This is a genomic window from Nocardia gamkensis NBRC 108242 (genome assembly GCF_001612985.1).
GTDB lineage: Bacteria > Actinomycetota > Actinomycetes > Mycobacteriales > Mycobacteriaceae > Nocardia > Nocardia gamkensis.
Map to the genome: position 1 here is coordinate 13,184 of NZ_BDBM01000072.1, position 23,755 is coordinate 36,938.

24 protein-coding genes are annotated in these 23,755 nt (G+C 69.4%); 16 read left to right on the forward strand and 8 right to left on the reverse strand.

Annotated elements, in window-relative coordinates:
- The first annotated feature begins 44 nt into the window (after nt 1-44).
- The 9 genes from ftsZ to NG1_RS32645 all read left to right on the forward strand — a co-directional run bounded on the left by ftsZ (nt 45) and on the right by NG1_RS32645 (nt 9,933).
- Nucleotides 45-1,289 (forward strand): cell division protein FtsZ, encoded by a 1,245-nt coding sequence (ftsZ, locus tag NG1_RS32605; protein WP_062977380.1) that lies wholly within the window; start codon nt 45-47, stop codon nt 1,287-1,289.
- A gap of 269 nt (nt 1,290-1,558) precedes the next feature.
- The gene (gene pgeF, locus NG1_RS32610; RefSeq protein ID WP_062977382.1) at nt 1,559-2,287 is read left to right on the forward strand and encodes a peptidoglycan editing factor PgeF; all 729 of its coding nucleotides are present in this window, start codon (nt 1,559-1,561) and stop codon (nt 2,285-2,287) included.
- A 52-nt stretch (nt 2,288-2,339) separates the two neighbouring features.
- Nucleotides 2,340-3,101 (forward strand): YggS family pyridoxal phosphate-dependent enzyme, encoded by a 762-nt coding sequence (locus NG1_RS32615; protein ID WP_062977384.1) that lies wholly within the window; start codon nt 2,340-2,342, stop codon nt 3,099-3,101.
- A gap of 105 nt (nt 3,102-3,206) precedes the next feature.
- The gene (locus NG1_RS32620) at nt 3,207-3,989 is read left to right on the forward strand and encodes a cell division protein SepF (protein WP_040865945.1); all 783 of its coding nucleotides are present in this window, start codon (nt 3,207-3,209) and stop codon (nt 3,987-3,989) included.
- Between the two features lie 89 nt (nt 3,990-4,078).
- Nucleotides 4,079-4,381, forward strand: coding sequence for a YggT family protein (locus tag NG1_RS32625; RefSeq protein WP_039797136.1), 303 nt, complete (start codon nt 4,079-4,081; stop codon nt 4,379-4,381).
- Nucleotides 4,382-4,450: 69 nt separating this feature from the next.
- Entirely contained in the window at nt 4,451-5,308 is an 858-nt protein-coding gene (gene wag31, locus NG1_RS32630; RefSeq protein WP_062977386.1) for a DivIVA-like cell division protein Wag31, read from the forward strand.
- 77 nt (nt 5,309-5,385) lie between these two features.
- Entirely contained in the window at nt 5,386-5,586 is a 201-nt protein-coding gene (locus NG1_RS36135) for a hypothetical protein (protein WP_084499367.1), read from the forward strand.
- A gap of 273 nt (nt 5,587-5,859) precedes the next feature.
- Nucleotides 5,860-8,994 carry an isoleucine--tRNA ligase gene (ileS, locus tag NG1_RS32640; RefSeq protein ID WP_062977390.1) on the forward strand — a complete coding sequence of 1,045 codons (3,135 nt, stop codon included), beginning with the start codon at nt 5,860-5,862 and terminating at the stop codon, nt 8,992-8,994.
- Nucleotides 8,995-9,381: 387 nt separating this feature from the next.
- Nucleotides 9,382-9,933 (forward strand): NlpC/P60 family protein, encoded by a 552-nt coding sequence (locus NG1_RS32645; RefSeq protein ID WP_063825284.1) that lies wholly within the window; start codon nt 9,382-9,384, stop codon nt 9,931-9,933.
- Between the two features lie 121 nt (nt 9,934-10,054).
- On the opposite strand, the gene NG1_RS32650 is transcribed toward NG1_RS32645, so the two are convergent.
- A complete protein-coding gene (locus tag NG1_RS32650; RefSeq protein ID WP_083863342.1) occupies nt 10,055-10,942 on the reverse strand; it encodes a UTP--glucose-1-phosphate uridylyltransferase in 888 nt (295 codons plus the stop codon).
- A 405-nt stretch (nt 10,943-11,347) separates the two neighbouring features.
- On the opposite strand from NG1_RS32650, the gene NG1_RS32655 reads away from it, so the two are divergent.
- Complete coding sequence (locus tag NG1_RS32655) at nt 11,348-12,676, forward strand: DNA polymerase IV (RefSeq protein ID WP_084499369.1); 1,329 nt, start codon at nt 11,348-11,350, stop codon at nt 12,674-12,676.
- A gap of 194 nt (nt 12,677-12,870) precedes the next feature.
- On the forward strand, nt 12,871-13,371 hold the full coding sequence (locus NG1_RS32660) for a WKL family lipoprotein (RefSeq protein ID WP_040865962.1): 501 nt from the start codon (nt 12,871-12,873) through the stop codon (nt 13,369-13,371).
- Nucleotides 13,372-13,488: 117 nt separating this feature from the next.
- On the opposite strand, the gene NG1_RS32665 is transcribed toward NG1_RS32660, so the two are convergent.
- The 3 genes from NG1_RS32665 to rarD all read right to left on the reverse strand — a co-directional run bounded on the left by NG1_RS32665 (nt 13,489) and on the right by rarD (nt 15,156).
- Complete coding sequence (locus NG1_RS32665; protein ID WP_062977414.1) at nt 13,489-13,881, reverse strand: type II toxin-antitoxin system VapC family toxin; 393 nt, start codon at nt 13,879-13,881, stop codon at nt 13,489-13,491.
- Nucleotides 13,878-14,132 carry a type II toxin-antitoxin system Phd/YefM family antitoxin gene (locus NG1_RS32670; protein ID WP_040865950.1) on the reverse strand — a complete coding sequence of 85 codons (255 nt, stop codon included), beginning with the start codon at nt 14,130-14,132 and terminating at the stop codon, nt 13,878-13,880. The genes NG1_RS32665 and NG1_RS32670 overlap by 4 nt, the downstream gene beginning before the upstream one ends.
- Nucleotides 14,133-14,214: 82 nt before the next feature.
- Entirely contained in the window at nt 14,215-15,156 is a 942-nt protein-coding gene (rarD, locus tag NG1_RS32675; protein WP_062977392.1) for an EamA family transporter RarD, read from the reverse strand.
- Nucleotides 15,157-15,191: 35 nt separating this feature from the next.
- On the opposite strand from rarD, the gene NG1_RS32680 reads away from it, so the two are divergent.
- Nucleotides 15,192-17,615, forward strand: coding sequence for a cation-translocating P-type ATPase (locus NG1_RS32680; protein ID WP_062977394.1), 2,424 nt, complete (start codon nt 15,192-15,194; stop codon nt 17,613-17,615).
- Nucleotides 17,616-17,696: 81 nt separating this feature from the next.
- The gene (locus tag NG1_RS32685) at nt 17,697-18,515 is read left to right on the forward strand and encodes a PhzF family phenazine biosynthesis protein (RefSeq protein ID WP_062977396.1); all 819 of its coding nucleotides are present in this window, start codon (nt 17,697-17,699) and stop codon (nt 18,513-18,515) included.
- A gap of 12 nt (nt 18,516-18,527) precedes the next feature.
- Here the strand turns inward: NG1_RS32685 and NG1_RS32690 are convergent, their stop codons facing one another.
- From NG1_RS32690 to lspA, 3 genes are read right to left on the reverse strand one after another with little or no spacing between them, the layout of a single operon-like run.
- The gene (locus tag NG1_RS32690; RefSeq protein WP_062977398.1) at nt 18,528-19,193 is read right to left on the reverse strand and encodes a hypothetical protein; all 666 of its coding nucleotides are present in this window, start codon (nt 19,191-19,193) and stop codon (nt 18,528-18,530) included.
- Nucleotides 19,186-20,112, reverse strand: coding sequence for an RluA family pseudouridine synthase (locus NG1_RS32695; RefSeq protein ID WP_040865953.1), 927 nt, complete (start codon nt 20,110-20,112; stop codon nt 19,186-19,188). Before NG1_RS32695 ends, NG1_RS32690 begins: the two co-directional genes overlap by 8 nt.
- A complete protein-coding gene (gene lspA / locus NG1_RS32700) occupies nt 20,109-20,705 on the reverse strand; it encodes a signal peptidase II (protein WP_245660147.1) in 597 nt (198 codons plus the stop codon). Before lspA ends, NG1_RS32695 begins: the two co-directional genes overlap by 4 nt.
- 213 nt (nt 20,706-20,918) lie before the next feature.
- Between lspA and NG1_RS32705 the strand changes: the two genes are divergently transcribed.
- The 3 genes from NG1_RS32705 (at nt 20,919) to NG1_RS32715 (ending at nt 23,075) form a co-directional block, all read left to right on the forward strand.
- Nucleotides 20,919-21,809, forward strand: a complete 891-nt coding sequence (locus NG1_RS32705; protein ID WP_063910502.1) for a hypothetical protein — start codon at nt 20,919-20,921, stop codon at nt 21,807-21,809.
- Entirely contained in the window at nt 21,806-22,525 is a 720-nt protein-coding gene (locus NG1_RS32710; protein ID WP_062977402.1) for a sensor domain-containing protein, read from the forward strand. The genes NG1_RS32705 and NG1_RS32710 overlap by 4 nt, the downstream gene beginning before the upstream one ends.
- An 82-nt stretch (nt 22,526-22,607) precedes the next feature.
- Entirely contained in the window at nt 22,608-23,075 is a 468-nt protein-coding gene (locus tag NG1_RS32715) for a VOC family protein (protein WP_062977404.1), read from the forward strand.
- Nucleotides 23,076-23,090: 15 nt separating this feature from the next.
- Here NG1_RS32715 and NG1_RS32720 read toward each other — a convergent pair whose 3' ends face one another.
- Nucleotides 23,091-23,522 (reverse strand): QcrA and Rieske domain-containing protein, encoded by a 432-nt coding sequence (locus tag NG1_RS32720; RefSeq protein ID WP_062977406.1) that lies wholly within the window; start codon nt 23,520-23,522, stop codon nt 23,091-23,093.
- Nucleotides 23,523-23,755 lie beyond the last annotated feature (233 nt).

Here is a 23,755-nt window from a genome sequence, read left to right on the forward strand (position 1 = left end):
AATCCGGAAACGACAGGCTTTAGATCGAAGGAAGGCGAGAGCCCATGACGCCCCCGCACAACTACCTTGCGGTGATCAAGGTCGTCGGTATCGGCGGCGGCGGTGTGAATGCCGTCAACCGGATGATCGAGCAAGGACTCAAAGGTGTCGAGTTCATCGCGGTCAACACCGACGCCCAGGCCCTGCTGATGAGTGATGCCGACGTCAAGCTCGACGTCGGCCGTGAACTGACCCGCGGCCTCGGCGCGGGCGCGGACCCCGAGGTCGGGCGCAAGGCCGCCGAGGACCACAAGGACGAGATCGAAGAGGTGCTCAAGGGCGCCGACATGGTCTTCGTGACCGCGGGCGAGGGCGGTGGCACCGGCACCGGTGGCGCCCCCGTCGTCGCGCAGATCGCCCGCAAGCTCGGCGCCCTCACCATCGGCGTGGTCACCCGTCCGTTCTCCTTCGAGGGCAAGCGGCGCGGGAACCAGGCCGAGGTCGGCATCAACCTGCTGCGCGAGTCGTGCGACACGTTGATCGTCATCCCGAACGACCGGCTGCTCCAGCTCGGCGACGCGGCGGTGAGCCTGATGGACGCGTTCCGTTCCGCGGACGAGGTGCTGCTCAACGGTGTGCAGGGCATCACCGACCTGATCACCACCCCCGGTCTGATCAACGTCGACTTCGCCGACGTCAAGAGCGTGATGTCCGGCGCGGGCAGCGCGCTGATGGGAATCGGTTCGGCGCGTGGCGAGGGCCGCTCGGTGAAAGCGGCCGAATCGGCGATCAATTCGCCGCTGCTGGAAGCGTCCATGGACGGGGCGCACGGCGTGCTGCTGTCGATCGCGGGCGGATCGGACCTCGGTCTGTTCGAGATCAACGAGGCGGCCTCGCTCGTGCAGGAGGCCGCGCACATCGAGGCCAACATCATCTTCGGCACGGTGATCGACGATTCGCTCGGAGACGAGGTGCGCGTCACCGTGATCGCGGCGGGCTTCGACGGGGGCGGACCGGCCCGGCGCACCTTCGAGAATCCCGGCCGCAGCACGATCGGCACGGCGCGCTCGGGCGAGATCGGGCAGAGCCGCACCAGTGAGGTCGCGGCGCGCGGCAGCGACAGCACACCGACTACCTCCGGCGCGACCGCCGCGGGCCGCGGCACGCTGCCGAGCTACCGGGACACCGAACGGCAGCGCACGCTGGGTGAGCCGACGGTGACGAGCAACACGCGCTCGCACATCACGCCGCCGGATGCCGGCGACGATGACGACGACGTGGACGTGCCGTCGTTCATGCGGAGGGGCTGAGCGCTGGAGTGTGGTTCCGGCGCAGGCCGGGACCGACCGCGCGGAGCGATCCCGGCCCGGGCCGGGACGTCTCGGCGGGACACGGGGAGTGGTGTCCCGGAGTTCGACTATCGATCAGTGATTTCGGGGGAAGGCCGGCGTGGGGGCCGGCCGGGCGGGACCGGGCGCCGGGGCGCCCGATGCGACGCGATCGCCACCGCCCGGGGGAATTTTCGCTCTCTACCTGGGCATTTCGACGCCCGTCGCCGAGCGCAACTACGCTCGTCGCCATGACTATCGCGCCGACCATCACTGTCCGACGGGTCACCACGACCAGGGCCGGAGGCTTCTCGGCGCCACCTTACGACTCGTTCAATCTGGGCGACCACGTAGGCGACGATCCGGCGGCCGTGCGGCGCAATCGCGATCGGCTGGCCGATGGCATCGGCCTGCCGCCGGAGCGCCTGGTCTGGATGGAACAGATCCACGGCCGCGCCGTGGAGATCGTCGACGGCCCCCGCTCCGAACCGGTCCCCGCCACCGACGCGCTCGTGACCACCGTGCCGGGACTCGCGCTGGTCGTGCTCACCGCCGACTGCGTGCCCGTTCTGTTGTCCGACGACGAGGCGGGCGTGATCGCCGCGGTGCACGCGGGACGGATCGGCGCTCGCATCGGCATCGTGCCGCGCGTGCTCGAGGCGATGGTGTCGGCCGGTGCGCGCCTGGACCGGGTGGGAGCTTTTCTCGGGCCCGCCGCATCCGGCCGTCAGTACGAGGTTCCCGCCGCCATGCGCGCCGACGTCGAAGCACACCTGCCCGGCAGTGCGACCACCACGGTCCGCGGCACCCCCGGCCTGGATCTGCGCGCGGGCATCTCCAGGCAGCTCACCGAGGCAGGCGTGGGCGCGATCGCGGTCGACCCGCGCTGCACCATCGAGGACCGCACCTTGTTCAGTCATCGCCGTGGCGCGCCGACCGGCCGGATCGCGGGTGTGATCTGGATGGAGACCGGCGCGTGAGCGCGCGTGACGCCCGTGCGGTCCCGGAGTCGAGCGTCGGTGGGGTGCGGGCATGAACGCCGAGGCGAAGGCCGCGGTGGACGGTGCGCTCACGACCCGCACCGCCGAGTTGTCGGCCAACCTGGCGGGTCTGCTCGCCCGCATCGACTCCGCCTGCCGCGCGGCGGGCCGGGCGCCGGATTCGGTGCGGCTGCTGCCGGTGACGAAATTCTTCCCGGCCGCCGACGTGGCGATCCTGCACCGGCTGGGCAGGCGCGAGTTCGGCGAGTCCCGGGAGCAGGAGGCCGCGGCGAAGGTGGCGGCGCTGCGTGAGGAAGACCTCTCCGGCATCAGCTGGCACATGATCGGGCGGTTGCAGCGGAACAAAGCCAGGGCTGTCGCCCGCTGGGCACACACCGTTCACTCGGTCGACAGCGAACGTCTGGCAACCGCTCTCGGCGCCGGTGCCCGAGCTGCGCTGGAGGCGGGAGAGCGCACCGAACCGCTTCGGGTGTTGCTCCAGGTGAGCCTGGATGACGACCCCACTCGAGGAGGCGTCGCGGCCGCGGATCTCCCCGGTCTCGCCGAACGGATTGCGAACGCGCCGGGATTACGTTTGTCGGGTCTGATGGCCATTCCGCCCTTGGGGGCGGAGTCTGATGCCGCATTTGCGCGACTTGCGATGTTGCACACGTTGTTGCTCGCCGATCATCCGGAGGCGACAGAGCTTTCCGCGGGAATGTCCGGCGATCTGGAATGCGCGATCGAACACGGTTCGACGGTTGTGCGTGTCGGTACCGCCTTGATGGGTATGCGACCGATAACCTCGGGCTAGCAAAGAAACCTCATCAGTCACATTCGACACATATGCTGGGATCTGACGAGGGCTGAGCAAGACTTCAACACCCGGCCGCCACCGGGGCCGAAGGAAGGTCGACCAATGAGCACGCTGCACAAGTTCAAGGCGTACTTCGGCATGGTTCCGCTCGAGGATTACGAAGACGACTACGTCGACGATCGCGCTCCCCGAGGCGTGGACGAGCGCGGTGCTCGCCGGCCCCGGCCCCGTGACTACTCCGACCGCGACGGCTACGTCGATCGCTACGGCGACGACCGCTACGGCGCGGGCCGTTTCGACGACGTCGACTACCCCGAGCCGGCCTACAAGTCGCCCTACAAGGCGGGTTACTCGGTGTCGCGGCGCGACGACTACGCCGACGAGCCCTACGGTGACGACCGCTACGACGCGCCCAGGCGTCCCACCCGGATCGATGCCGCACCGTCCGGCCGCTTCCGGGCGGGTGGGAGCGCGCCACCGCTGCGTGGCACCACCCGTGGCGCGCTCGCCGTCGATCCCGACGCCGAGGAGCGCAGGCTGGAGGAGCGCGTGCGTCCCGAGCCCGCCCCCGTGCGGCGCCCCGGGATCTTCGAGGACGGAGGCCCCTTGTCCAAGATCACCACGCTGCGCCCGCGCGACTACAGCGAGGCCCGGATCATCGGCGAGCGCTTCCGTGAGGGCAATCCGGTGATCATGGATCTGGTCGATCTGAGCAATGCCGACGCCAAGCGGCTGGTCGACTTCGCCGCGGGTCTGGCCTTCGCGCTGCGCGGGTCGTTCGACAAGGTGGCGACGAAAGTGTTCCTGCTCTCACCGGCCGATGTCGACGTATCAGCGGAAGAACGCAGGCGCATCGCGGAAACCGGCTTCTACAACCAGAAATAAGGTCGTGATCTGGGGGGTGAAGCGGACCGGTCGCCCGTTGTGCGGCGCGGTCATTTTGCGCGAAGCGATTTTTACGGCAGAGTGAAGTCGTGGCCTTGTTCGCGGTGCTGTACTTCGTACTGTTCATCTTCTGGCTGTTGCTGATCAGCCGGGTGATCGTCGAGTTCATCCGTAGCTTTGCCCGAGACTGGCGTCCTACCGGTGTCGTGGTCGTCGTCCTCGAGGTGATCTTCACGATCACCGACCCGCCGGTGAAACTGCTGAGGCGGTTGATACCCCCGGTGTCGCTGGGCGGAATTCGCCTGGATCTGTCGATTATGGTCCTGCTTTTCATCGTCTTCATCCTGATGTCGATCGTGGGCAGGCTCGGGCAACCGGTAGCTCCGGTGTGACAGAATGGGCCGAGAAGACAGCTTGCTAGATCTGCTAGATCTCCAAAAGACGCGTGAAGGGATCCTTCCATGCCGCTGACCCCAGCCGATGTGCACAACGTCGCGTTCAGCAAACCGCCGATCGGGAAGCGCGGCTACAACGAGGATGAAGTCGACGCGTTCCTGGATCTCGTCGAGCAGGAGCTCTCGCGCCTGATCGAGGAGAACGCGGATCTGCGCCAGCGGGTCGCCGAACTGGACGCGGAACTGGCCGACGCGAAGAAGAACCGCGGCCCGGCCGTCGCGAACACGGTGAAAGCGCCGATTCCGCAGGCCCCGCCGCCCCCGCCGGAACCGATCAAGCCCCCGGTTCCCGCCGCGCCGCCCGCTCCGATGCCCGCCGCGCCGGTGGCCAAGGACGCTCCGGGCGCGGACGCGAACCTGCAGGCCGCCAAGGTGCTCAGCCTCGCCCAGGAGATGGCGGATCGGCTGACCAGCGATGCCAAGGCCGAGGCGGAGAGCTTGCTGTCGAATGCCCGGGCGAATTCCGAGCGACTGGTCGGAGACGCCAGGACTCGGTCGGAGGCGATGATCGCCGACGCCCGCCAGAAGTCGGACGCGATGCTGTCGGACGCGCAGACCCGCTCGGACAACCAGCTGCGCCAGGCCAAGGAGAAGGCCGACGCGTTGCAGGCGGACGCGGAGCGCAAGCACACCGAGATCATGGCGACCATCACCCAGCAGCGCAGTGTGCTGGAGAGCCGGATCGAGCAGCTCAAGACCTTCGAGCGGGAGTACCGGGTGCGGTTGAAGTCGTACCTGGAGTCGCAGCTCGAGGAGCTGGAGAACCGTGGCTCGGCGGTTCCGGTCGACGGCGGCGAAGCGTTCGCGGACGCCAACACGGCGAACAACCTCGCGCCTGCGTCCTTCGCCAAGGGCGGCAAGTAGCACGCCGCGCACGAGCACAGCAGTTCGCATACCGTTAGAGGAACTGTCGAGCCGCCCGGCATGCCTTGGGGGTCACCATGCTCGTCTTGACACTCGTCCTTGCCGCGATCGGCTTCGCCCTGCTCGTGGCCGCGCTCACCACCGGATCGGTGATCTGGGCGTGGGGTTGCATCGTGGTGTGCGTCATCGGTGCGATGCTCCTGCTGGTGAGCGCTTTGTCCATGCGGAGTCCGGATGGTGATTCCCCACCGCCTCCTGGTCGACATGCCAGACGCTGACCTGCTCTCCGATATGAGTTGACCGCTGCGGCTAGAATCAAACATGAATACGGCGTCGATCCGGCTATCACCGGGGAGCCTTCGGAAGAACGGTGGCGCGGCCCGCGGGCCGGGCGCTCAGTAGAACCGAACGGGTGAGCCCGTCACAGCTCGCGAATGAGAGGTCCGGAGTTCGTCACGCCGGACAAGCGGGGTGGTACCGCGGTTTCGGCGCACCGGGCGCCGTCATCGTCCCCGTGCCCATGACACACGGCACGAGGAGACGTATCCGCCATGGCGGACCACACTTCCAGCAACAGCGCGTACCCGCGCGTCGACCTCGGCGTCGGCAACGGGGCGTCGTTCCCCGAGATGGAGCGCCGCGTGCTCGACGCGTGGGCGGCCGCCGACACCTTCCGCGCGAGCATTGAAAACCGTTCTGGCGCAGCCGAATTCGTCTTCTACGACGGCCCGCCCTTTGCCAACGGTCTGCCGCATTACGGACATTTGCTCACCGGATACGTCAAAGACCTCGTCCCGCGTTTCCAGACCATGCGTGGCAAGCGGGTCGATCGGCGATTCGGATGGGACTGCCACGGACTGCCCGCCGAAATCGAAGCCGAAAAGCAGCTCGGTATCACGGACAAATCACAGATCGATGCGATGGGGCTCGCGGAATTCAACGCGGCCTGCAAAACGTCGGTACTGCGCTACACCGGGGAATGGCGCGACTACGTGACCCGGCAGGCCCGCTGGGTCGACTTCGACAACGACTACAAGACGTTGGACACCGACTTCATGGAGTCGGTGATGTGGGCGTTCAAGTCGCTGTACGACAAAGGTCTGATCTATCAGGGTTTCCGGGTGCTGCCCTACAGCTGGTACGAGCAGACGCCGCTGTCCAATCAGGAAACCCGCCTCGACGACGCCTACAAAATGCGCCAGGACCCGGCGGTCACCGTCGACATGGCGTTGCGCGTGCCCGCGGACCATCCGCTGCGCGAACTCGACGGCGCCAACGCGCTGATCTGGACCACGACGCCGTGGACGCTGCCGTCCAACCTGGCGATCGCGGTGCACCCCGACGTCCGCTACGTGCACCTGCGCGGCGCCGACGGCAAACGCTATGTGCTCGCGGCCGAACGGGTTTCGCACTACGCGCGGGAGTTCGGCGAGAACCCGGAGGTGCTCGCCGAGTACGACGGCGCCGCGCTGGCCGAGCTTTCCTACGCGCCGCCGTTCGACTTCTTCGTGGGCCACCCCAACGCCCACCGGGTGCTCACCGCCGACTACGTGACCACCGACTCCGGCACCGGCATCGTGCATCTTGCGCCCGCCTTCGGTGAGGAGGACATGGACGTCGCCACCGCGCACGGCATCGAGCTGGTGCAGCCGCTGGACGCGGGCGGCAAGTTCACCTCGATGGTCCCGCCGTACGAGGGCCTCATGGTGTTCGACGCCAACCCGGTGATCATCAAGGACCTCAAGGCCGCGGGAAAGCTGTTGCGGCACGAGACGATCGAGCACTCCTACCCGCACAGCTGGCGTTCCGGGCAGCCGCTGATCTACATGGCCGTGCCGTCCTGGTTCGTCGCGGTCACCAAATTCCGCGAACGGATGGTCGAGCTCAACAAGCAGATCACCTGGGTGCCCGAGCACATCCGCGACGGCCAGTTCGGCAAGTGGCTGGAAGGCGCGCGCGACTGGAACATCAGCCGCAACCGCTACTGGGGCAGCCCGATCCCGGTGTGGGTGTCCGACGATCCGGCCTACCCGCGCGTCGACGTGTACGGCTCGCTGGACGAGCTGGAGCGCGACTTCGGCGTGCGCCCGGCCGATCTGCACCGCCCGATGATCGATGAGCTCACCCGGCCGAATCCCGACGACCCGACCGGGAAGTCGACCATGCGCCGGGTGCCGGAGGTGCTGGACTGCTGGTTCGAGTCCGGCTCGATGCCGTATGCCCAGGTGCACTACCCGTTCGAGAACAAGGAGTGGTTCGACAGCCACTTCCCTGGCGATTTCATCGTCGAGTACAACGGGCAGACCCGCGGCTGGTTCTACACGTTGCACGTGCTGTCGACGGCTCTGTTCGATTCCCCGGCGTTCAAGACCGTTGCCGCGCACGGCATCGTGCTCGGTGACGACGGCCTGAAGATGAGCAAGTCCAAGGGCAACTACCCGGACGTCAACGAGGTGTTCGACCGGGACGGCTCGGACGCGATGCGCTGGTTCCTGATGAGTTCGCCGATCCTGCGCGGAGGCAACCTCATCGTCACCGAGCGCGGCATCCGCGAGGGCGTGAGTCACGCGCTGCGACCGCTGTGGAACGCGTGGACCTTCTTGCAGCTGTACGCCTCGAAGCCCGGGGTGTGGCGCACGGATTCGCCGCACGTGCTCGATCGCTACATCCTGGCGAAGCTCGCGCGAACCCGGGACGTCATCACCGAGGCGCTGGAGGCCTACGACATCGCGGGCGCCTGTGAGGAACTGCGCTCGTTCGCCGACGCGCTGACCAACTGGTACGTGCGGCGGTCGCGGTCGCGGTTCTGGAGCGAAGATCGCGACGCGGTGGACACCCTGCACACGGTGCTCGAGGTGGTCACCCGGCTGGCGGCGCCCTTGCTGCCGCTGATCACCGAGGTGATCTGGCGCGGACTGACCGGCGGCGACTCGGTGCACCTGGCCGACTGGCCGAAGGAGGGCGAACTGCCGGACGACCCGGAGCTGGTCGCCGCCATGGACGAGGTGCGGGTGGTGTGCTCGACGGTGCTGAGCCTGCGCAAAGCGCAGAACCTGCGGGTGCGGCTGCCGCTGGCCGAGGTCACCATCGCCGCGGCCGACGCCGAGCGGCTGGCGCCGTTCGCCGACATCGTCGCCGACGAGGTCAACGTCAAGAAGGTGGACCTGACCACCGACGTGGACGCGCACGGCCGCTTCGAGCTGGTGGTCAACGCCCGCGCCGCGGGTCCGCGGCTCGGCAAGGACGTGCAGACGGTGATCAAGGCGGTCAAGGCCGGGGAGTGGTCCGAGGACGCGGACGGCACGGTTCGCGCGGCCGGAATCGCCCTGCTGCCCGAGGAGTACACCCAGCGCCTTGTCGCGGCCGAACCCGAGTCGACCGCGGCGCTGCCCGGGAACGCGGGTCTGGTGGTGCTGAACTCGCTGGTCACCGAGGAACTGGAGGCCGAGGGCTGGGCGCGGGACCTGATCCGCGATCTCCAGGAGACCAGGAAGTCGGCCGGACTGGACGTCTCCGACCGCATCACCGTGGTGCTGGAGGTCCCGGCGGAGCGGGCCGCGTGGGCCGAGACGCACCGTGACCTGATCGCGGGCGAGATCCTCGCCACCACGCTGACCTTCGGTGCCGCGGGTCCGGAGGCCGCCGATCTGGTCGGCGGCGTGCGCGCGAAGCTCGCCAAGGCATAGCGCGCGGAGTACCGAGCGAGCCGGGGCGGGACCCATCGGGTCCCGCCCCGGCTGCTGTGCGGAGCGGTTCTCGTGCCCGTCGTTCCGGGCCCGATCGCCGCGGATCAGTGGTGTCGATAGTGATATAGATCACATGCTGAGAATTTGCTGATTCCCGACAATTCGCCGATATCCCAGGCACAATCTGCGGTGTCGCTGCTGTTGACCGGCTCGTGTCCGGGGCGGCAGTTTCTCTATCTGGCTTGCCTTACTTGGAATTCGGCCGCGCCGGTAACACGCCCGGCGCGGGTGGCGGTGGCCCCACATCGGTGGCCGCTGCTGATGCCATGTATTAGCCAGGCCGCCGATCGGCGGCCAGTCATCCGCGCCCATGGAAGGGGCGAGTACGTGCCGAGAAAATCGACGCACCGCATCGCACTCGGATTTCTGCTCTCCACCATCACGATCCTCCTGCTCGCCGGACCCGTCTGGGCCGACACCGGCAGCGCCTCCGGCATCGGGCCGGGCAGCGCCTCCTCCGGTTCGGCCTCGGGCAGCGGTCCCGGCGGTGACTCCGGCAGCGCAAGCGGCTCGGGCTTCCTGCCGGTGCCCAGTGTGTTCGGCGTCGGCGCGCTGGCCGCGGCGACCACGCAGATCGGCAAGCCCTACGAATGGGGCGGGACCGGCCCATTCAGCTGGGACTGCTCGGGTCTCGTGCAGTGGGCGTACCGTCAGGTCGGCGTGAGCATTCCGCGGACCACCTGGCAGCAGGCGAAGGCGGGCGCGCCGGTGCCGCGGGGATCGCTCTCGCTCGGCGACGTGGTGGTGCTGAACCAGGATGGTTCGCACGTCGGCATCTACGCGGGTAACGGACTGGTACTCAACGCCTATGACTGGGGTGTGCCGGTGGGCTATACACCGCTGGACGAATTCGACATCTACGCCATCCGCCGCTTCTGAGCGCGCACCCGGCGAGAGCACGCGACGCCGATCGCGGTTGCTCCCGGGATGACACGGCCCCGACCACCGGTGTGGTCGGGGCCGTGTCGGCGAGCCGCTCGCCGTGGTCGATGCCAGGAGGTCAGCCGTCGAGGCCGTCGGCGAGGTCGCGCAGCGACGGTCCGTACTGCGGGTGCGCCAGCGCCGAGGCGAATTGCGCCACCAGGTAGTCGGCCGGGTTGCCGGTGTCGTACCACCGGCCGCGGATCACCTGGCCGAAGACCGGATTGTTCGCCGCGTGCACGTTGATCGCGTCGGTGAGGTACACCTCGCCGGTACGGTGCTCGTACCACGCTTCGGTCTGCCTGCGCAGTTCCTCGATGATGCCGGGGGTGACGACGTAGCCGCCGATCGCGGCGAACGACGACGGCGCGTCCTTCGGCTTCGGCTTCTCCCGCAGTCCGGTGATGCGCAGCAGGCCGTTGCCCTGGTCGTCGGCGACCACCGGGACGCCGTAGCGCTGCGACTCGGCGGGATCCATCGGCATCAACGCCAGGACGGGTGCCCCGGTGGCCTCGTAGGCGTCGATGAGCTGCTGGGCGCGCGGCACCTCGGCGACGAACACGTCGTCCGGCCACAGCACCAGCATCGGCTCGTCGCCGAGATTGCGGGCGGCGTTGAGCACCGGGGTGCCGTTGCCGTACGGCCCGTGCTGGTCGAGGTAGGTGATGTGGCCGAGCCGGGACAGTTCGCCGACCTCCTCGACCGCGTCGGCGAAGGCGGTCTTGCCGTCCGCGCGCAGCTGGGCCACCAGCGCCGGGTTGGGGCGGAAGTGGTCCTGGATCAATGATTTCCCGCTGCTGACCACGATGGTGATGTCGGTGATGCCCGAAGCGACCAGCTCGCGGACGGTGTGCTCGATCACCGGCTTGTCGCCGACCGGCAGCATCTCCTTGGGGATGGCCTTGGTCAGCGGAAGCAGACGGGAGCCGATACCTGCGGCCGGGATGACGGCCTTGCGGATATTCATGCGTCCGATCATCACATATCGGACCGGGCGCCGAGCTCCCTCCCCGCGGCACGTCGGCGGTTATTTCAGGACTGCCGAGTACCGCGGCCGGCGCGGAAAAGGGCAGATCAAGGCGGGTGCGGCGCGACGGAGAGGCACCCGGAGGCGAGGGGAGGCGAGCGGCGATACCGGCAGGTAATCGGTAGCTAGCGCCCAGCCACCTGACAGCGTCACCGCCTGCTCCGAGCTGTCGGTGGGCGGGCGTAGATTGCACGCGTGCGTACCGAGAAACCGAGCGTCGAGCGCGCGGCCGCGCCGTCGACCGGGATCGGGACGACGCGCGGGGACGGCTCGGTGGGCCCGCGGCCGCTTCCGGCGTTCGCCGACGCGGACAGCGTCGCCCGCCGCTGGGTTCTGCATGTAGATATGGACGCATTCTTCGCCTCGGTCGAACAGCTGACCCGGCCGACGTTGCGCGGCAGGCCGGTGCTGGTCGGCGGAACCGGTGGCCGCGGGGTCGTCGCCGGAGCCAGTTACGAGGCGCGGATCTTCGGCGCCCGGTCGGCGATGCCGATGCATCAGGCGCGCAGGCTGGTCGGCGTCACCGCGGTGGTGGTGCCGCCGCGCGGGGCGGTCTACGGGGTGGTCAGCGGGCAGGTCTTCGACGCGCTGCGCAGCCGGATCCCGGTGCTGGAGACGCTGTCGTACGACGAGGCGTTCGGCGAGCCCGCCGAGCTTGCGGGCGCGACGGTCGCGCGGGTGCACGCGTTCTGTGAGGAGTTGCGCGCGGTGGTGCGCGAGCGAACCGGGCTGACCGCCTCGGTGGGCGCGGGCACCGGTAAGCAGCTTGCCAAGATCGCCTCCGGCTTGGCCAAACCCGATGGGGTGCGCGTGATCTCGCCGGTCGAGCAGCCGCGTCTGCTGGCGGGGCTGCCGGTGCGCAAGTTGTGGGGCATCGGGCCGGTCGCGGAGGGCAGATTGCGTTCGCTTGGCATCGAGACGGTGGGCGCTTTCGCCGCCCTGCCGGAGTCGGAGGCGATGTCGATCCTCGGCGGCAGTGTGGGCGCCGCGCTGCACCGGCTGGCGCGCGGCATCGATGACCGTCCGGTCGCCGAACGCACCGAGGCCAAGCAGATCAGCGCCGAGACCACCTACGAGACCGACATCGTCAGCTTCGAGCAGCTGCGCCCGGCCATCGAGGACATGGCCGCGGCGGCGCACCGGCGCCTCACCGGCGACGGGCGCGCGGCGCGCACGGTGGTGCTCAAACTGAAGAAGTCCGATATGAGCATCGTCACCCGCTCCTTCACCTTGCCCTACGCCACCGAGGACCTGGCCACCCTCGCCGCCGCCGCGCAACGTTCGGCGCTCGACCCGCGGGAACTGGGCCCGATCCGTCTCGTCGGGGTCGGCTACGGCGGCCTGTCGACGATCCGCCAGGAGTCGCTGTTCCCCGAACTGGATCGAGGTACGGCCGCCGAGATCGTCACGGCGCAGCCGGAAGCCGAGCCCGCGCACTCCGCCGGACTCGGCGATGCCCCGCAGATCAGCGCGCCCACCTTGCCCGTCGCCGTCTGGCATCCCGGCATGGACGTGACCCATCCCGAGCACGGCCACGGCTGGGTGCAGGGCGCGGGGCTCGGCGTGGTGACCGTTCGGTTCGAAACCCGTTCCACCGGTCCGGGTCCCGCGCGCACCTTCGCCGCCGACGACGCCGCGCTCACCCGGGCCGATCCGCTGCGCAGCCTGCTGTGACGGCCGGGCCCGCGGCTCGACATCGCCCGGCCGGGCGCGTACGTTCGCTGCCGACGACCATCGTCGGTCCGTGTGGATCCTCGGCGGCGCCGCCCGGTGCCGGTAGCCTGAGACCTCGTGCAGCGCCGCCGGTTCGGGTGGCGGCTGTCAAGGTGGAACACGACACGGACCTCTCGAACGCAAAGGACGAGCAGTTGAAGCTTCGTAAGACTGGACGCATCGCGATCGCCGGCCTGGCCATCGTCGCCGCGCTTGGCCTGACCGCCTGCGGTGGCGACGACAAGGACAGCAAGCCCGCCGCCAAGACGTCGACCAGCGCCAAGGCGTCGGCGACCGCGAGCGCGAACCTGCCGCCGGTCCCGACTCCCGCGGAGCTGAACACCGCCCTCTCCCGTGCGCTGGACCCGTCGGTGCCCGCCTCCGAGAAGCTGGACAACGTCCAGGGCGCCGAAGCCGATCCGACGCTGCCGGATCGCCTGTCCCAAGCCGCGGCGGGCGCCGACGTGAAGATCGAGGTCACCGACGTCACCTCGTTCGGCGACAGCGTGAACGCGAAGGCCAAGTTCATCCTCAACGGCCAGGAGAACATCGTCGACGTGCCGTTCGTCGCCGACAACGGCAAGTGGAAGATCCAGAAGGCGTGGGCCTGCACCATGCTGACCAACCTCGGTCAGCAGTCGGCGGCCTGCAGCTGAGTTCGCACCGCCGGCCGGGCCGGTCGCCGGGATTCGTCTCGGCGTCCGGCCCGTCGTTGTTTTCGGAAGAGCCGGTTGTTCGGCGTCGGTGTCGTGGGTCGGTGCGCCGCCGGACTCCTATAACTTCAGCACTTTCAGGTCGGGCATCGCGTCGTAATCACCGTCCTGGGTCACGATCGGAATGTCGTGTGCCAGCGCGGTCGCCGCGATCCAACTGTCATTGATCGGCACCTTGCGTCCGGCGGCCCGCAGGCGCGCGACCAGCAACGCCCAGCGCTCCGAAACGGTCTCGTCTACCTCGAGTGGCTGAAACCGCTGTGCCAGCTGGTAGGTCGCCAGCCTTCGGGCCGATGTCTCGGGGCCGGCAGCCCGCAGCACCCCGAGGCGGAGTTCACCGAGAGTGACAACCGAGACACCCCATTCGTACCCGTCGAATCGTGCCGGGTCGAAACGTTCCGCCTCGAGGCCGATGAATATCGACGTGTCGGCCAGCGCGCGTTGGTCGTTCACCACGGCAGGTCGTCCGTCGTCTCGGACAATGTCTGACGGAGTTCCTCCCGTAGGCCCGTAGTATCCGGACCCAGGCGAACCAGTTCACGCAGGACCTCCGCGGCGGGTACCCACTGTCGCCGCCGCGGTAACGGGATGATCTTCGCGACCGGCCGGTTGTCCTTGAGGATCTCGATCTCCTCGCCTGCCTCGACACGGCGCAACACGTCGGCGGTGTGATTTCGCAGGTCGCGAGCAGGTAGCGCGGTCATTCTACAATCGTAGCCAATATGCTACGACTGTAGCAATTAATCCGCCGGAGGTGCGCCGCCGGATCGCTTGGACGGCCATAGCTCACAGGGTGGATCGAGTTTCGCTCGCGGGTGGGCCTGAGGTGGTGGTGGCCTCACGCGATGTGCGCCGCGCACGCCGGGCCCGCAGCAGCGCTTCGGTGGTGAAGATCGCCAGCGCGGCCCAGATCAGCGCGAAACCGGCCCATCGCGAGGCGGGCATCGGCTCGTGCGCGACGGCGACGCCCCAGGCCATCTGGAGCGCCGGGGTCAGGTATTGCAGCAGGCCCATGGTGGACAGCGCGACGCGCTGAGCCGCCACGGCGAACAGCAGCAGCGGGACCAGGGTGACCGGTCCGGTGGCCGCCATCAGCGCGGTGTGCGCGGGGCCGGAGGCGAATTCGCTGTGCCCCGTGATCGCCAGAGCGACGGCGAACGCCAGCGCGAAGGGCGCGGCGACGATGCCCTCGGCGGCGATGCCGCGCAGCGCGTCCAGCGGGATCACCTTCTTCACCAGGCCGTAGGTGGCGAACGAACAGGCCAGGGCCAGGGCGATGACCGGCGGCCTGCCGTAGTCGACGGTGAGCACGCCCACCGCGCCCGCGCCGAGTGCCAGGGCGGCCCACTGGGCGCCGGTCAGCCGTTCCCGGAAGATCACCACCCCGAACGCGACGGTCACCAGCGGATTGATGAAATAGCCGAGCGCGCATTCCACGACGTGCCCCGAGGTGACGCCGTAGACGTACACCCCCCAGTTGAGCGCGATCGCGGCGGACGCTACGGCGGCCAGGCGCCAGACGCGGCCGCCGATGCCGCGCAACTCGCGTATCCGGCCGCTCATGGCGAGCACCGCCAGCACGACGACCAGCGTCCAGACGATCCGCTGCGCCACCACCTCACCCGGACTGGCGAACGCCAGCAATCCGAAGAACGCGGGGAAAAGTCCCCACAAGAAGTACGCGCTCGCTCCGAACGCTGCACCGGGGATGGACCTGCTTCGCCGCACGAGGACGAACGTAGTTGTCCCGTAGCCTTGCGGTCATGTCGATTACCGTGCAGGCTTCGGGCGCCACCGGACTGACCGCGGCCGAGGTCGAGCAACGTCGCCGCGACGGGCTGACCAACGACGTCCCCGATCGGGCGAGCCGCTCGGTCCGCGACATCGTCCGCGCGAACGTCTTCACCCGGATCAACGCCATCCTCGGGGTCCTTTTCGTCCTGGTGCTGGCCACCGGATCGATCATCGACGGCATGTTCGGCCTGCTGATCGTCGCCAACAGCGCGGTCGGCATCATCCAGGAGATCCGCGCCAAGCGCACGCTCGACGAACTGGCCATCGTCAGCCAGGCCAAGCCGACCGTCCGCCGGGACGGCACGGCGGTCGAGGTCGCGCCGCACGACGTGGTGCTCGACGACCTGATCGAGCTCGGGCCGGGCGATCAGATCGTGGTGGACGGCACGGTCGAGGAGTCCGCGCAGCTCGAGGTGGACGAGTCGTTGCTCACCGGCGAGGCCGATCCGGTCGACAAGGCGGTCGGCGCCACGGTGATGTCGGGCAGCTACGTGGTGTCCGGGTCCGGCGCGTACCGCGCCACCAAGGTCGGCCGGGACGCCTACGCGGCGCGGCTGGCGGAGGAGGCGAGCAAGTTCACCCTGGTGCACTCCGAGCTGCGCAGCGGTATCGACAAGATCTTGAAGTTGATCACCTACCTGCTGATCCCGGCGGGCCTGCTGAGCATCTACAACCAGCTCGTCTCGAGCAAGGAGTCCTGGCGTCCGGCGCTCACCGGGATGGTGGCCGCGCTGGTGCCGATGGTGCCCGAGGGGCTGGTGCTGATGACCTCGATAGCGTTCGCGGTCGGCGTGGTGCGGCTGGGCAGGCGCCAGTGCCTGGTCCAGGAGTTGCCCGCGATCGAGGGCTTGGCCCGCGTGGACGTGGTGTGCGCGGACAAGACCGGCACGTTGACCGAGAACGGCATGCGGCTGTCGGATCTGAAGACCCTGGACACCTTCGACGACACCGAGGTACGCGCCGCGCTGGCCGCGCTCGCCGCCGACGATCCGCGCCCGAACGCGAGCGTCCAGGCCATCGTCGAGGCCTTGCCGGACGGTCCCGGCTGGCAGCGCACCGCCGTCGCGCCGTTCTCCTCGGCCAAGAAATGGAGCGGCTGCTCCTACGGCGAGCACGGCGACTGGCTGCTCGGCGCGCCGGACGTGCTGCTGGACCCGGACTCCGCGGACGCGCGGGTGGCCGAGGAACTGGGCGCCTCCGGTCTGCGCGTGCTGTTGCTGGCCCGCGGCGACCGTGCGGTGGACGCGGCGGACGCTCCCGGCGTCGTGCGGCCCGCCGCCCTGGTCGTGCTGGAGCAGAAGGTCCGGCCCGACGCCCGCGACACACTCGAGTACTTCGCGAGCCAGGATGTCTCGATCAAGGTCATCTCCGGCGACAACGCCGTGTCGGTCGGCGCGGTGGCCTCCTCGCTCGACCTGCCCGGCGGCGATCACCCGATCGATGCGCGGGAACTGCCGGAGGACCGCGACGGGCTGGCCGGCGTGCTGGACCGCAACACCACCTTCGGCCGGGTCCGTCCGGACCAGAAGCGCGCCATGGTGTCCGCCTTGCAGTCGCGCGGGCACACCGTGGCGATGACCGGTGACGGCGTCAACGACGTTCTCGCGTTGAAGGATTCGGATATCGGCGTGGCCATGGGGTCGGGCAGCCCCGCGACCAGGGCGGTGGCGCAGATCGTCCTGCTGGACAACAAGTTCGCCACCTTGCCCTATGTGGTGGGGGAGGGACGCCGGGTGATCGGCAACATCGAGCGCGTCTCGAATCTGTTCCTCACCAAGACCGTCTATTCCGTCCTGCTCGCCTTCTTGGTCGGGATCGCCGGTGTCGGGTCCCAGATCTTCGACTACGAGCCCATCGGCTACCCGTTCCTGCCGCGCCACGTCACGATCGCGGCCTGGTTCACCATCGGCATCCCGGCGTTCATCCTCTCGCTCGCGCCCAACAACGAGCGCGCCCGCACGGGTTTCGTCGGACGGGTCATGCGACTGGCCATCCCGTCCGGCGCGGTGATCGGCGCGGCCACCTTCGTCGCCTACCTGATCGCCTATGCCGGGCCGGACGCGGGCGAGGAGCAGAAGGTCCAGGCGGGCACCACCGCCCTCATCACCCTGATCATGATCGCGGTGTGGGTGCTGGCCATCGTGGCGCGTCCGTACGTCTGGTGGAAGGTGGTCCTGATCGCGGCGTCGGTGGCGGCGTACGTCTTCTTGTTCACCGTTCCGTTCACCCGCGAGTTCTTCAAACTCGACCCCTCCAACCTCGCGTTCACCGGTGCGGCGGTGGCCTGCGGCGTGGTGGGCATCGTACTGGTCGAGGCCGCGTGGTGGGTGAGCGCGGTGCTGCTCGGCGACAAGCGGCAACTGCTGCCGAGCTCGCCCGGCGGAGCCGCCTGACAGACTGGACGCCTGACCAGCCGCGCCACGAGAAGCCTTGTGCGAAGCGGCCATTCAGAGTTGGAGTACCTTCTGGAGACTATGGAGGTACTGCTGCACCAGATCGACGCGTTCGCCGACGCACCGTTCTCGGGCAACCCGGCCGCGGTGATGCCGCTCCCGTCGTGGCTCCCGGATGCGTTGCTGCAACAGCTGGCCGAGGAGAACAATCTCGCCGAGACCGCGTTCTATACATCGCAATTACCTCCCGAGGCGGGCATGCCGCCGGGTGAGTGGCCCGCTTTCCACCTGCGGTGGTTCACCCCCAGGGTGGAGGTCGCGCTGTGCGGGCACGCCACCCTGGCCAGCGCCGCGCAGATCCTGGCCGACCTGCATCCCGGCGAGGACCGGGTGAGTTTCTACACGCGCAGCGGCTGGCTGCACGTCGACCGCACCGACGACGACGAGTACATCCTCGACCTGCCGGTGGTGCCGAGCATCCCGGTGCGGCCCGATCCGGCGCTCGTCGCGGCGCTGGGGGTGCGTCCGGTGGCCGCGTATTCCGGCGCCGACGAAGTGATCGTCGTGGCGACCGAACAGGAGGTGCGCGATGCCGCGCCCGTGCTGTCGGCGTTCCCCGCCCTGCCGCGCGCCGCGATCGTCACCGCGCCCGGCGACACGGTCGATTTCGTCTCCCGTTTCTTCGGCCCCGGCGTGGGCGTTCCGGAGGATCCGGTGACCGGATCCGCGCACGCCCAGCTCGTCCCGCTGTGGAGCGAGCGGTTCGGCCGCACCGAATTGCACGCCAGGCAGCTCTCCCGCCGCGGCGGAAGCCTGCGCTGCGAACTGGCGGGCGACCGGGTGCTGCTGTTCGGGCGCTGCCGCCGCTACCTCGACGGCGTCGTCACCCTGCCGGACTGAGCGCCCGGCCGCTCACGGTTGCGGAACAGGTCCGTCGTCGGGGCCGGGCAGGACGACATCGCGGTAATCGGGCAGCAGCGGAACCACCGCGAAGCTGCCCGCCACCGCGTCGGCGGGAAGCGCCTGGACCGCGCGGATGCCGTTGCGTCCGGCCAGGTCCCGCAACTGCGCCGGGGATCCCCGGACGACGAGTCCGACGACGCAGCCGCAGCCGTCCCGGAGCCGGGCGGCGGAGTACTCCACCACGCGGGCGGAACGGTCGTCGGCGGGGCGGGGGAGCAGCCAGGCCGCGTCCTGCGCCGAATCCACCGCCGCGGCCGCACCTTCCGGGACGGGCACGGTTACCAAGGGCGTCTGCACGCGGGGGACCGGCACCCGGTAGAGCACCTGGGAGATCCGCAATCCGCCGCTGTGCGCCGGAATCTGCTCGGGGGCCGGCGGTTCGGTGAACGACACCAGTGCCCAGCGCGGTTCGTCGCCGCCCGCCTCCAGCGAATCACGGGACCGGTCGAGGTAATCCGTGACCTGCTCGCCCCGGTCGGGCCCGAGCCGGTCGGTGGCCGGCGCGGTGCGATACGGCGGATGCAGCGCGCCCAGCGCGTAGATCAGCGCCATCAGCGCGACCACCGCCGCGGCGAGGAAGATACCGCGCCGCGGCGGCAGCCGGCGGTCAGACATCGCGCAGGACGTCCAGCGCGTGTTTCAGGTCGTCCGGGTACTCGCTGGTGATCTCCAGGTAGCGGCCGTCGGCGGGATGCTGGAAGCCCAGCGACCGGGCGTGCAGCCACTGGCGTTGCAGTCCGAGCCGCTCGGCCAGGCGCGGGTCCGCGCCGTAGGTGAGATCACCGCAGCACGGGTGGCGGATCGCGGAGAAGTGCACCCGGATCTGATGGGTGCGGCCGGTCTCCAGATGGATGTCCAGCAGGCTGGCCGAATGGAACGCCTCGACGGTGTCGTAGTGGGTGACGCTGGGCCGTCCGTCGGCGGTGACGGCGAACTTCCAGTCGTTGCCGCGGGCCCGGCCGATCGGGGCGTCGATCGTGCCGCTGCTCGGGTCCGGATGGCCCTGCACCACGGCGTGGTAGCGCTTGTCGACCGTGCGCTGCTTGAACGCGCGCTTGAGCATCGTGTACGCGTGCTCGGACTGCGCGACCACCATCACTCCGGAGGTGCCGACATCCAAGCGGTGCACGATGCCCTGCCGTTCGTGCGCGCCCGAGGTGGAGATGCGGTATCCGGCCGCGGCGAGCCCGCCCACGACGGTCGGCCCGCTCCAGCCGACACCGGTGTGCGCGGCCACGCCGACCGGCTTGTCCACCGCGACGATGTCGTCGTCGGCGTAGAGGATCTTCATCCCCTCCACCGGTTCGGCCTCGATGGTCAATTCTCGCTTCGGCTCGGGGAAGATCACCTCGAGCCAGGCGCCCGCGGTGAGCCGGTCGGACTTGCCCGCGGCGACGCCGTCGAGCTGCACCGAGCCCTCCTCGGCGAGCGCGGCCACCGCGGTGCGGGACAGGCCGAGCAGGCGGGCCAGGCCCGCGTCGACGCGCATGCCGTCGAGCCCGTCGGGGACGGGCATGGTCCTGGTCTCCCTCATGCCGCGCTGCCCTCGCTCGCGTCGCCGGGCTTGCCGTGGCCGACCCGGGTGCCGTTGGGTTCGAAGCCGAACACGGTGAGCGCGACCAGCAGGATCGCGCCGCAGACGATGGCCGAGTCCGCGACGTTGAACACCGGCCACCAGCCGATCGCGACGAAGTCGACCACATGGCCCTGCAGCGGGCCCGGCGCGCGGAACAGCCGGTCCATCAAGTTGCCGAGCGCCCCGCCGAGCACCATGCCCAGACCGATCGCCCACCCCAGCGAGCGCAAGGTGCGGCCGATGCGCACCACTCCGACGACGACGGCGGCGGCGACCAGGGTGAGCAGCCAGGTCATGCCGGTGGCCATGGAGAACGCCGCGCCCGGATTGCGCACCAGGCTCAGGCGCGCGACGTCACCGACGATCGACACCGGGTCGCCCGGCGTCAGTTTCGCGACCGCGATGGTCTTGGTGAGCAGATCCAGGCCCAGCACCACCGCGGCGAGAACGAGCAGCGTCCGCAGACGCTGCGGTGGAGCAGGCTCGGTCGTCGGATCGGCGGTGTTTGCTGGGTTTTCCTCGGGCGGCCCGTCGTCACTCACGCCGACCATCATCTCTCGAGCCCGATCGGGCTCGGTGCGCGCGTCCGATTGCCCGGCCCGCGCCCGGCGGACGGCGCGTGGCACGCCGGCCGGCGCACACTCGGATGTCCCAGCTGACACTCAGGAAGCGGTCGTACGCTGTTGCTCGTGACGGTGTTGTCTTCCCCCCGCCTTCATCGGAGCCCGGGCTCCGCCCGGAGCGCACGCTCGGGCGTGCTGCTCATGGTGCTCGCGGTCGGGCTTTCGGCCTTCGGCGTCGGTTGCGGCGACGGCGCGGAGTCGAGCGGTGAGGCCGACGGAACGGAGCCGCTGGGAATCGGCAAGGAAGTGACCGTGCCGATCGCGGCAGCGGTGGCCACGGTCGAATCGGCCGGTGCCCAACCGCGTTCGCTGCTGCGGCCGGAGTATCCGGCCGGCACCGTGCAGCGGGTCACGCTCTACACCGCCCACCACATCGAACAGCAGATCGATGAACAGCCCAAGCGCGACTTCTCCACCCCGGCGCTGACCATTCCGATGACCGCGCAAACCACCGCGGACGGCATCGATCTGACCCTCGGTACGGTCACCTCACCGGACCCGACGATGGCCAAAGCGCTCACCAAGATCGGTGGCTCGCACGCGGGTTTCGACCTCAGCGATCTGGGCACGATCACCGCCCTGCGGCTCGAGCCGGCCCCCGACGCGTCGAACACCGCGCGCGCCGCCCTCGAGCAGGCGTTCTACCAGGCCGTGTACCGGTCGATCGCGTTCCCCGACGAGCCCGTCGGCGAGGGCGCGGTGTGGACGGTGCGCCAGGAAGTGAGCAGCGGCGTCCTGCTCGACCAGGTGACCACCGCGACGCTGAGCAAACGCGACGGGGACCGGCTCACCATCGAACTGCACGTCACCCAGAAGCCCAAGTCGCCGGTGTGGAACCTGCCGAACAACGCGGGCACGCTGGACATCCGGGACTACGTCATGGAGGGCGCGGGCACCATCACGGTGGATCTCGGATTGCCGCTGCCGGTGGCCGGATCCATCACCGTCGGCGGGCACCAGGCCTACCGCGATCCGCACAGCGACAGCACGCTGCGCCAGACGCTCGATACGCAGGTGTCGTGGACCGAATGACCCGTGCGTGCGCCCTGCCGTTCGCGGTGGCGTCCGTCGCGCTCGTCGTGGGCTGCGGGTCCGCCGAGCCCGCCGAGCCGAAGGCGCGCGAGCTGCCGCCGCTGGGGCCCGCGGTGGCCGCGGTCCCGGTGACCGCCGCACCCGAGACCGATTCCGCACGGCTGGGCGCCCGGCTCCTCGGCGACGCCGACCTGCCGTCCGGTTTCACCGCGCTGCCGCCGCGCGCTGCCACCGGGACCTCCTCGACCGGTGCCTCGGCGACGAATCCGGCGGAATGCGCGAAGGTACTCACTCCGCTCGGCGCGCAATACTCCGGCGCACTGGCTCAGGCGTCTACGCAATACGCCGGGCCGAATTTCTCCAGCATCGATATCGACGCGGCGAGTTATCCGGCCGATTCGCTCCCGTCCGCGTTTTCGGCCGTGCAGGAGACGGTGCGGCGGTGCACACGCTATTCCGGCGACGACGCCACCGATATCGCGGTGGACTACCGGATCGGCGGGCTCACCCAGCCACCGGTCGGCGACGCCGCGGGCGCCTTCCAGGTGCGCGCCACCAGCGAGGGGCTCGCCCTCGGCTCGTCGGTCGCGATCGTCCAGGTGGGAAGCACGTTGCTACAGGTGGCGGTGACCGCGCCGGAGGCGGTGGACCCCGCCGTGCTCAGCGCGCTCACCGCGGCCCAGGTGCGTCGGCTGCAAGGTTCCGCGGGTCCCTGATTTCCGACGATCCGGCCAATTGCGCGGATCGCCGGAATAGGCTCGACATGGTCCGACAAAACGCCTCGACCGGAGGTTCTCCATGTCTGATGTCAAACCCGTTCCCGATGGTTATCCGGTGGTCTCGCCCGGGCTGGCCATCGACGGCGCGGCGGCGGCGATCGATTTCTACAAGAACATCTTCGGCGCCACCGAACGTATGCGGATGCCCGGTCCGGATGGCAAGATCGCCCATTGCGAGCTGATGTTCGGCGATTCCGTCGTCATGCTCGGCGATCCGGCGCCGGATATGGACTTCCTCGACCCGAAGACGGTCGGCGGCACCCCCGTGAACCTGTACGTGTACGTCGAGGACGCCGACGCCGCCTTCGCCGCCGCGCTGGCCGCGGGCGCCACGGAGCTCACGCCGATGACCAGCCAGTTCTACGGAGACCGCAGCGGCGCCTTCGAAGACCCGTGGGGGCACCGGTGGACCGTGGCCACCCATGTGGAGGACGTGCCGCCCGACGAGATGGACCGTCGAATGGCGGAGATGTTCGGCGGTTCCTGAACCCGGCCGACCGGCTCACCCGGCGACCACCGAATCACCCGAGACGCGGACGGCGCGCGGGGCGAGGGGTTTGGTGGCCGGGCCGTTGACCACCGATCCGTCCAACGCGAACTTGCTGCCGTGGCAGGCGCAGTTGATGGTGCCGCCGGACACCGCCGCGACCTTGCATCCCGCGTGCGTGCACACCGCCGACAGCCCGACGAAGGTGCCCGCGCTGGGCTGGGTCACCACGGTGTCACCGACGATCACGCCGCCGCCGACGGGGATGTCGGCCGTCTCGGCCAGCGTGTTCGCCTGCCGGTCCGCATCGGCGGGCCGGTCGCCCTGAGCGGGTGGGGGCTCGCTCTTGCCGGAGGTGGCGCAGGCGGTGACCGCCGCCGCGGCGGCGATGCCCGCCCCGGCGGCGACCACACTGCGCCGGGTGCGGAGTTGTTCGTGGAGTGTCATGTCGGGTTCCGTTCCGAAGGCGCGGCACGGCGTCGCGCCGGTGCCGCTTTCGCCTCGTCAACGGAATAGGGCGGCGCTGCGGTTCAATCCGGTGTGCTCAGAGGTCGCTGCCCGGCGTGTCGCGGCGGGAAGGTGGACCCAGGAGGGCGAGCGGCGGACCCGGACCCCCTCATCTGCCTTGTGGCCGGGTCCGCCGCTCTGTGGTTACCCGCGGGCGATCGATTCGAACACCT

Excerpts from the sequence above, each read along its gene's own strand:
- wag31 (WP_062977386.1), top strand. The coding sequence starts at position 4,451 with ATGCCGCTGACCCCAGCCGATGTGCACAACGTCGCGTTCAGCAAACCG.
- NG1_RS32715 (WP_062977404.1), top strand. The coding sequence starts at position 22,608 with ATGTCTGATGTCAAACCCGTTCCCGATGGTTATCCGGTGGTCTCGCCC.
- NG1_RS32615 (WP_062977384.1), top strand. The coding sequence starts at position 2,340 with ATGAACGCCGAGGCGAAGGCCGCGGTGGACGGTGCGCTCACGACCCGC.
- NG1_RS32720 (WP_062977406.1), bottom strand. The coding sequence starts at position 23,522 with ATGACACTCCACGAACAACTCCGCACCCGGCGCAGTGTGGTCGCCGCC.
- ftsZ (WP_062977380.1), top strand. The coding sequence starts at position 45 with ATGACGCCCCCGCACAACTACCTTGCGGTGATCAAGGTCGTCGGTATC.
- NG1_RS36135 (WP_084499367.1), top strand. The coding sequence starts at position 5,386 with ATGCTCGTCTTGACACTCGTCCTTGCCGCGATCGGCTTCGCCCTGCTC.
- pgeF (WP_062977382.1), top strand. The coding sequence starts at position 1,559 with ATGACTATCGCGCCGACCATCACTGTCCGACGGGTCACCACGACCAGG.
- NG1_RS32705 (WP_063910502.1), top strand. The coding sequence starts at position 20,919 with ATGGTGCTCGCGGTCGGGCTTTCGGCCTTCGGCGTCGGTTGCGGCGAC.
- NG1_RS32670 (WP_040865950.1), bottom strand. The coding sequence starts at position 14,132 with ATGACCGCGCTACCTGCTCGCGACCTGCGAAATCACACCGCCGACGTG.
- NG1_RS32650 (WP_083863342.1), bottom strand. The coding sequence starts at position 10,942 with ATGAATATCCGCAAGGCCGTCATCCCGGCCGCAGGTATCGGCTCCCGT.
- NG1_RS32655 (WP_084499369.1), top strand. The coding sequence starts at position 11,348 with ATGGACGCATTCTTCGCCTCGGTCGAACAGCTGACCCGGCCGACGTTG.
- NG1_RS32680 (WP_062977394.1), top strand. The coding sequence starts at position 15,192 with ATGTCGATTACCGTGCAGGCTTCGGGCGCCACCGGACTGACCGCGGCC.
- NG1_RS32690 (WP_062977398.1), bottom strand. The coding sequence starts at position 19,193 with ATGTCTGACCGCCGGCTGCCGCCGCGGCGCGGTATCTTCCTCGCCGCG.
- lspA (WP_245660147.1), bottom strand. The coding sequence starts at position 20,705 with ATGGTCGGCGTGAGTGACGACGGGCCGCCCGAGGAAAACCCAGCAAAC.
- NG1_RS32620 (WP_040865945.1), top strand. The coding sequence starts at position 3,207 with ATGAGCACGCTGCACAAGTTCAAGGCGTACTTCGGCATGGTTCCGCTC.
- NG1_RS32695 (WP_040865953.1), bottom strand. The coding sequence starts at position 20,112 with ATGAGGGAGACCAGGACCATGCCCGTCCCCGACGGGCTCGACGGCATG.
- ileS (WP_062977390.1), top strand. The coding sequence starts at position 5,860 with ATGGCGGACCACACTTCCAGCAACAGCGCGTACCCGCGCGTCGACCTC.
- NG1_RS32710 (WP_062977402.1), top strand. The coding sequence starts at position 21,806 with ATGACCCGTGCGTGCGCCCTGCCGTTCGCGGTGGCGTCCGTCGCGCTC.
- NG1_RS32685 (WP_062977396.1), top strand. The coding sequence starts at position 17,697 with ATGGAGGTACTGCTGCACCAGATCGACGCGTTCGCCGACGCACCGTTC.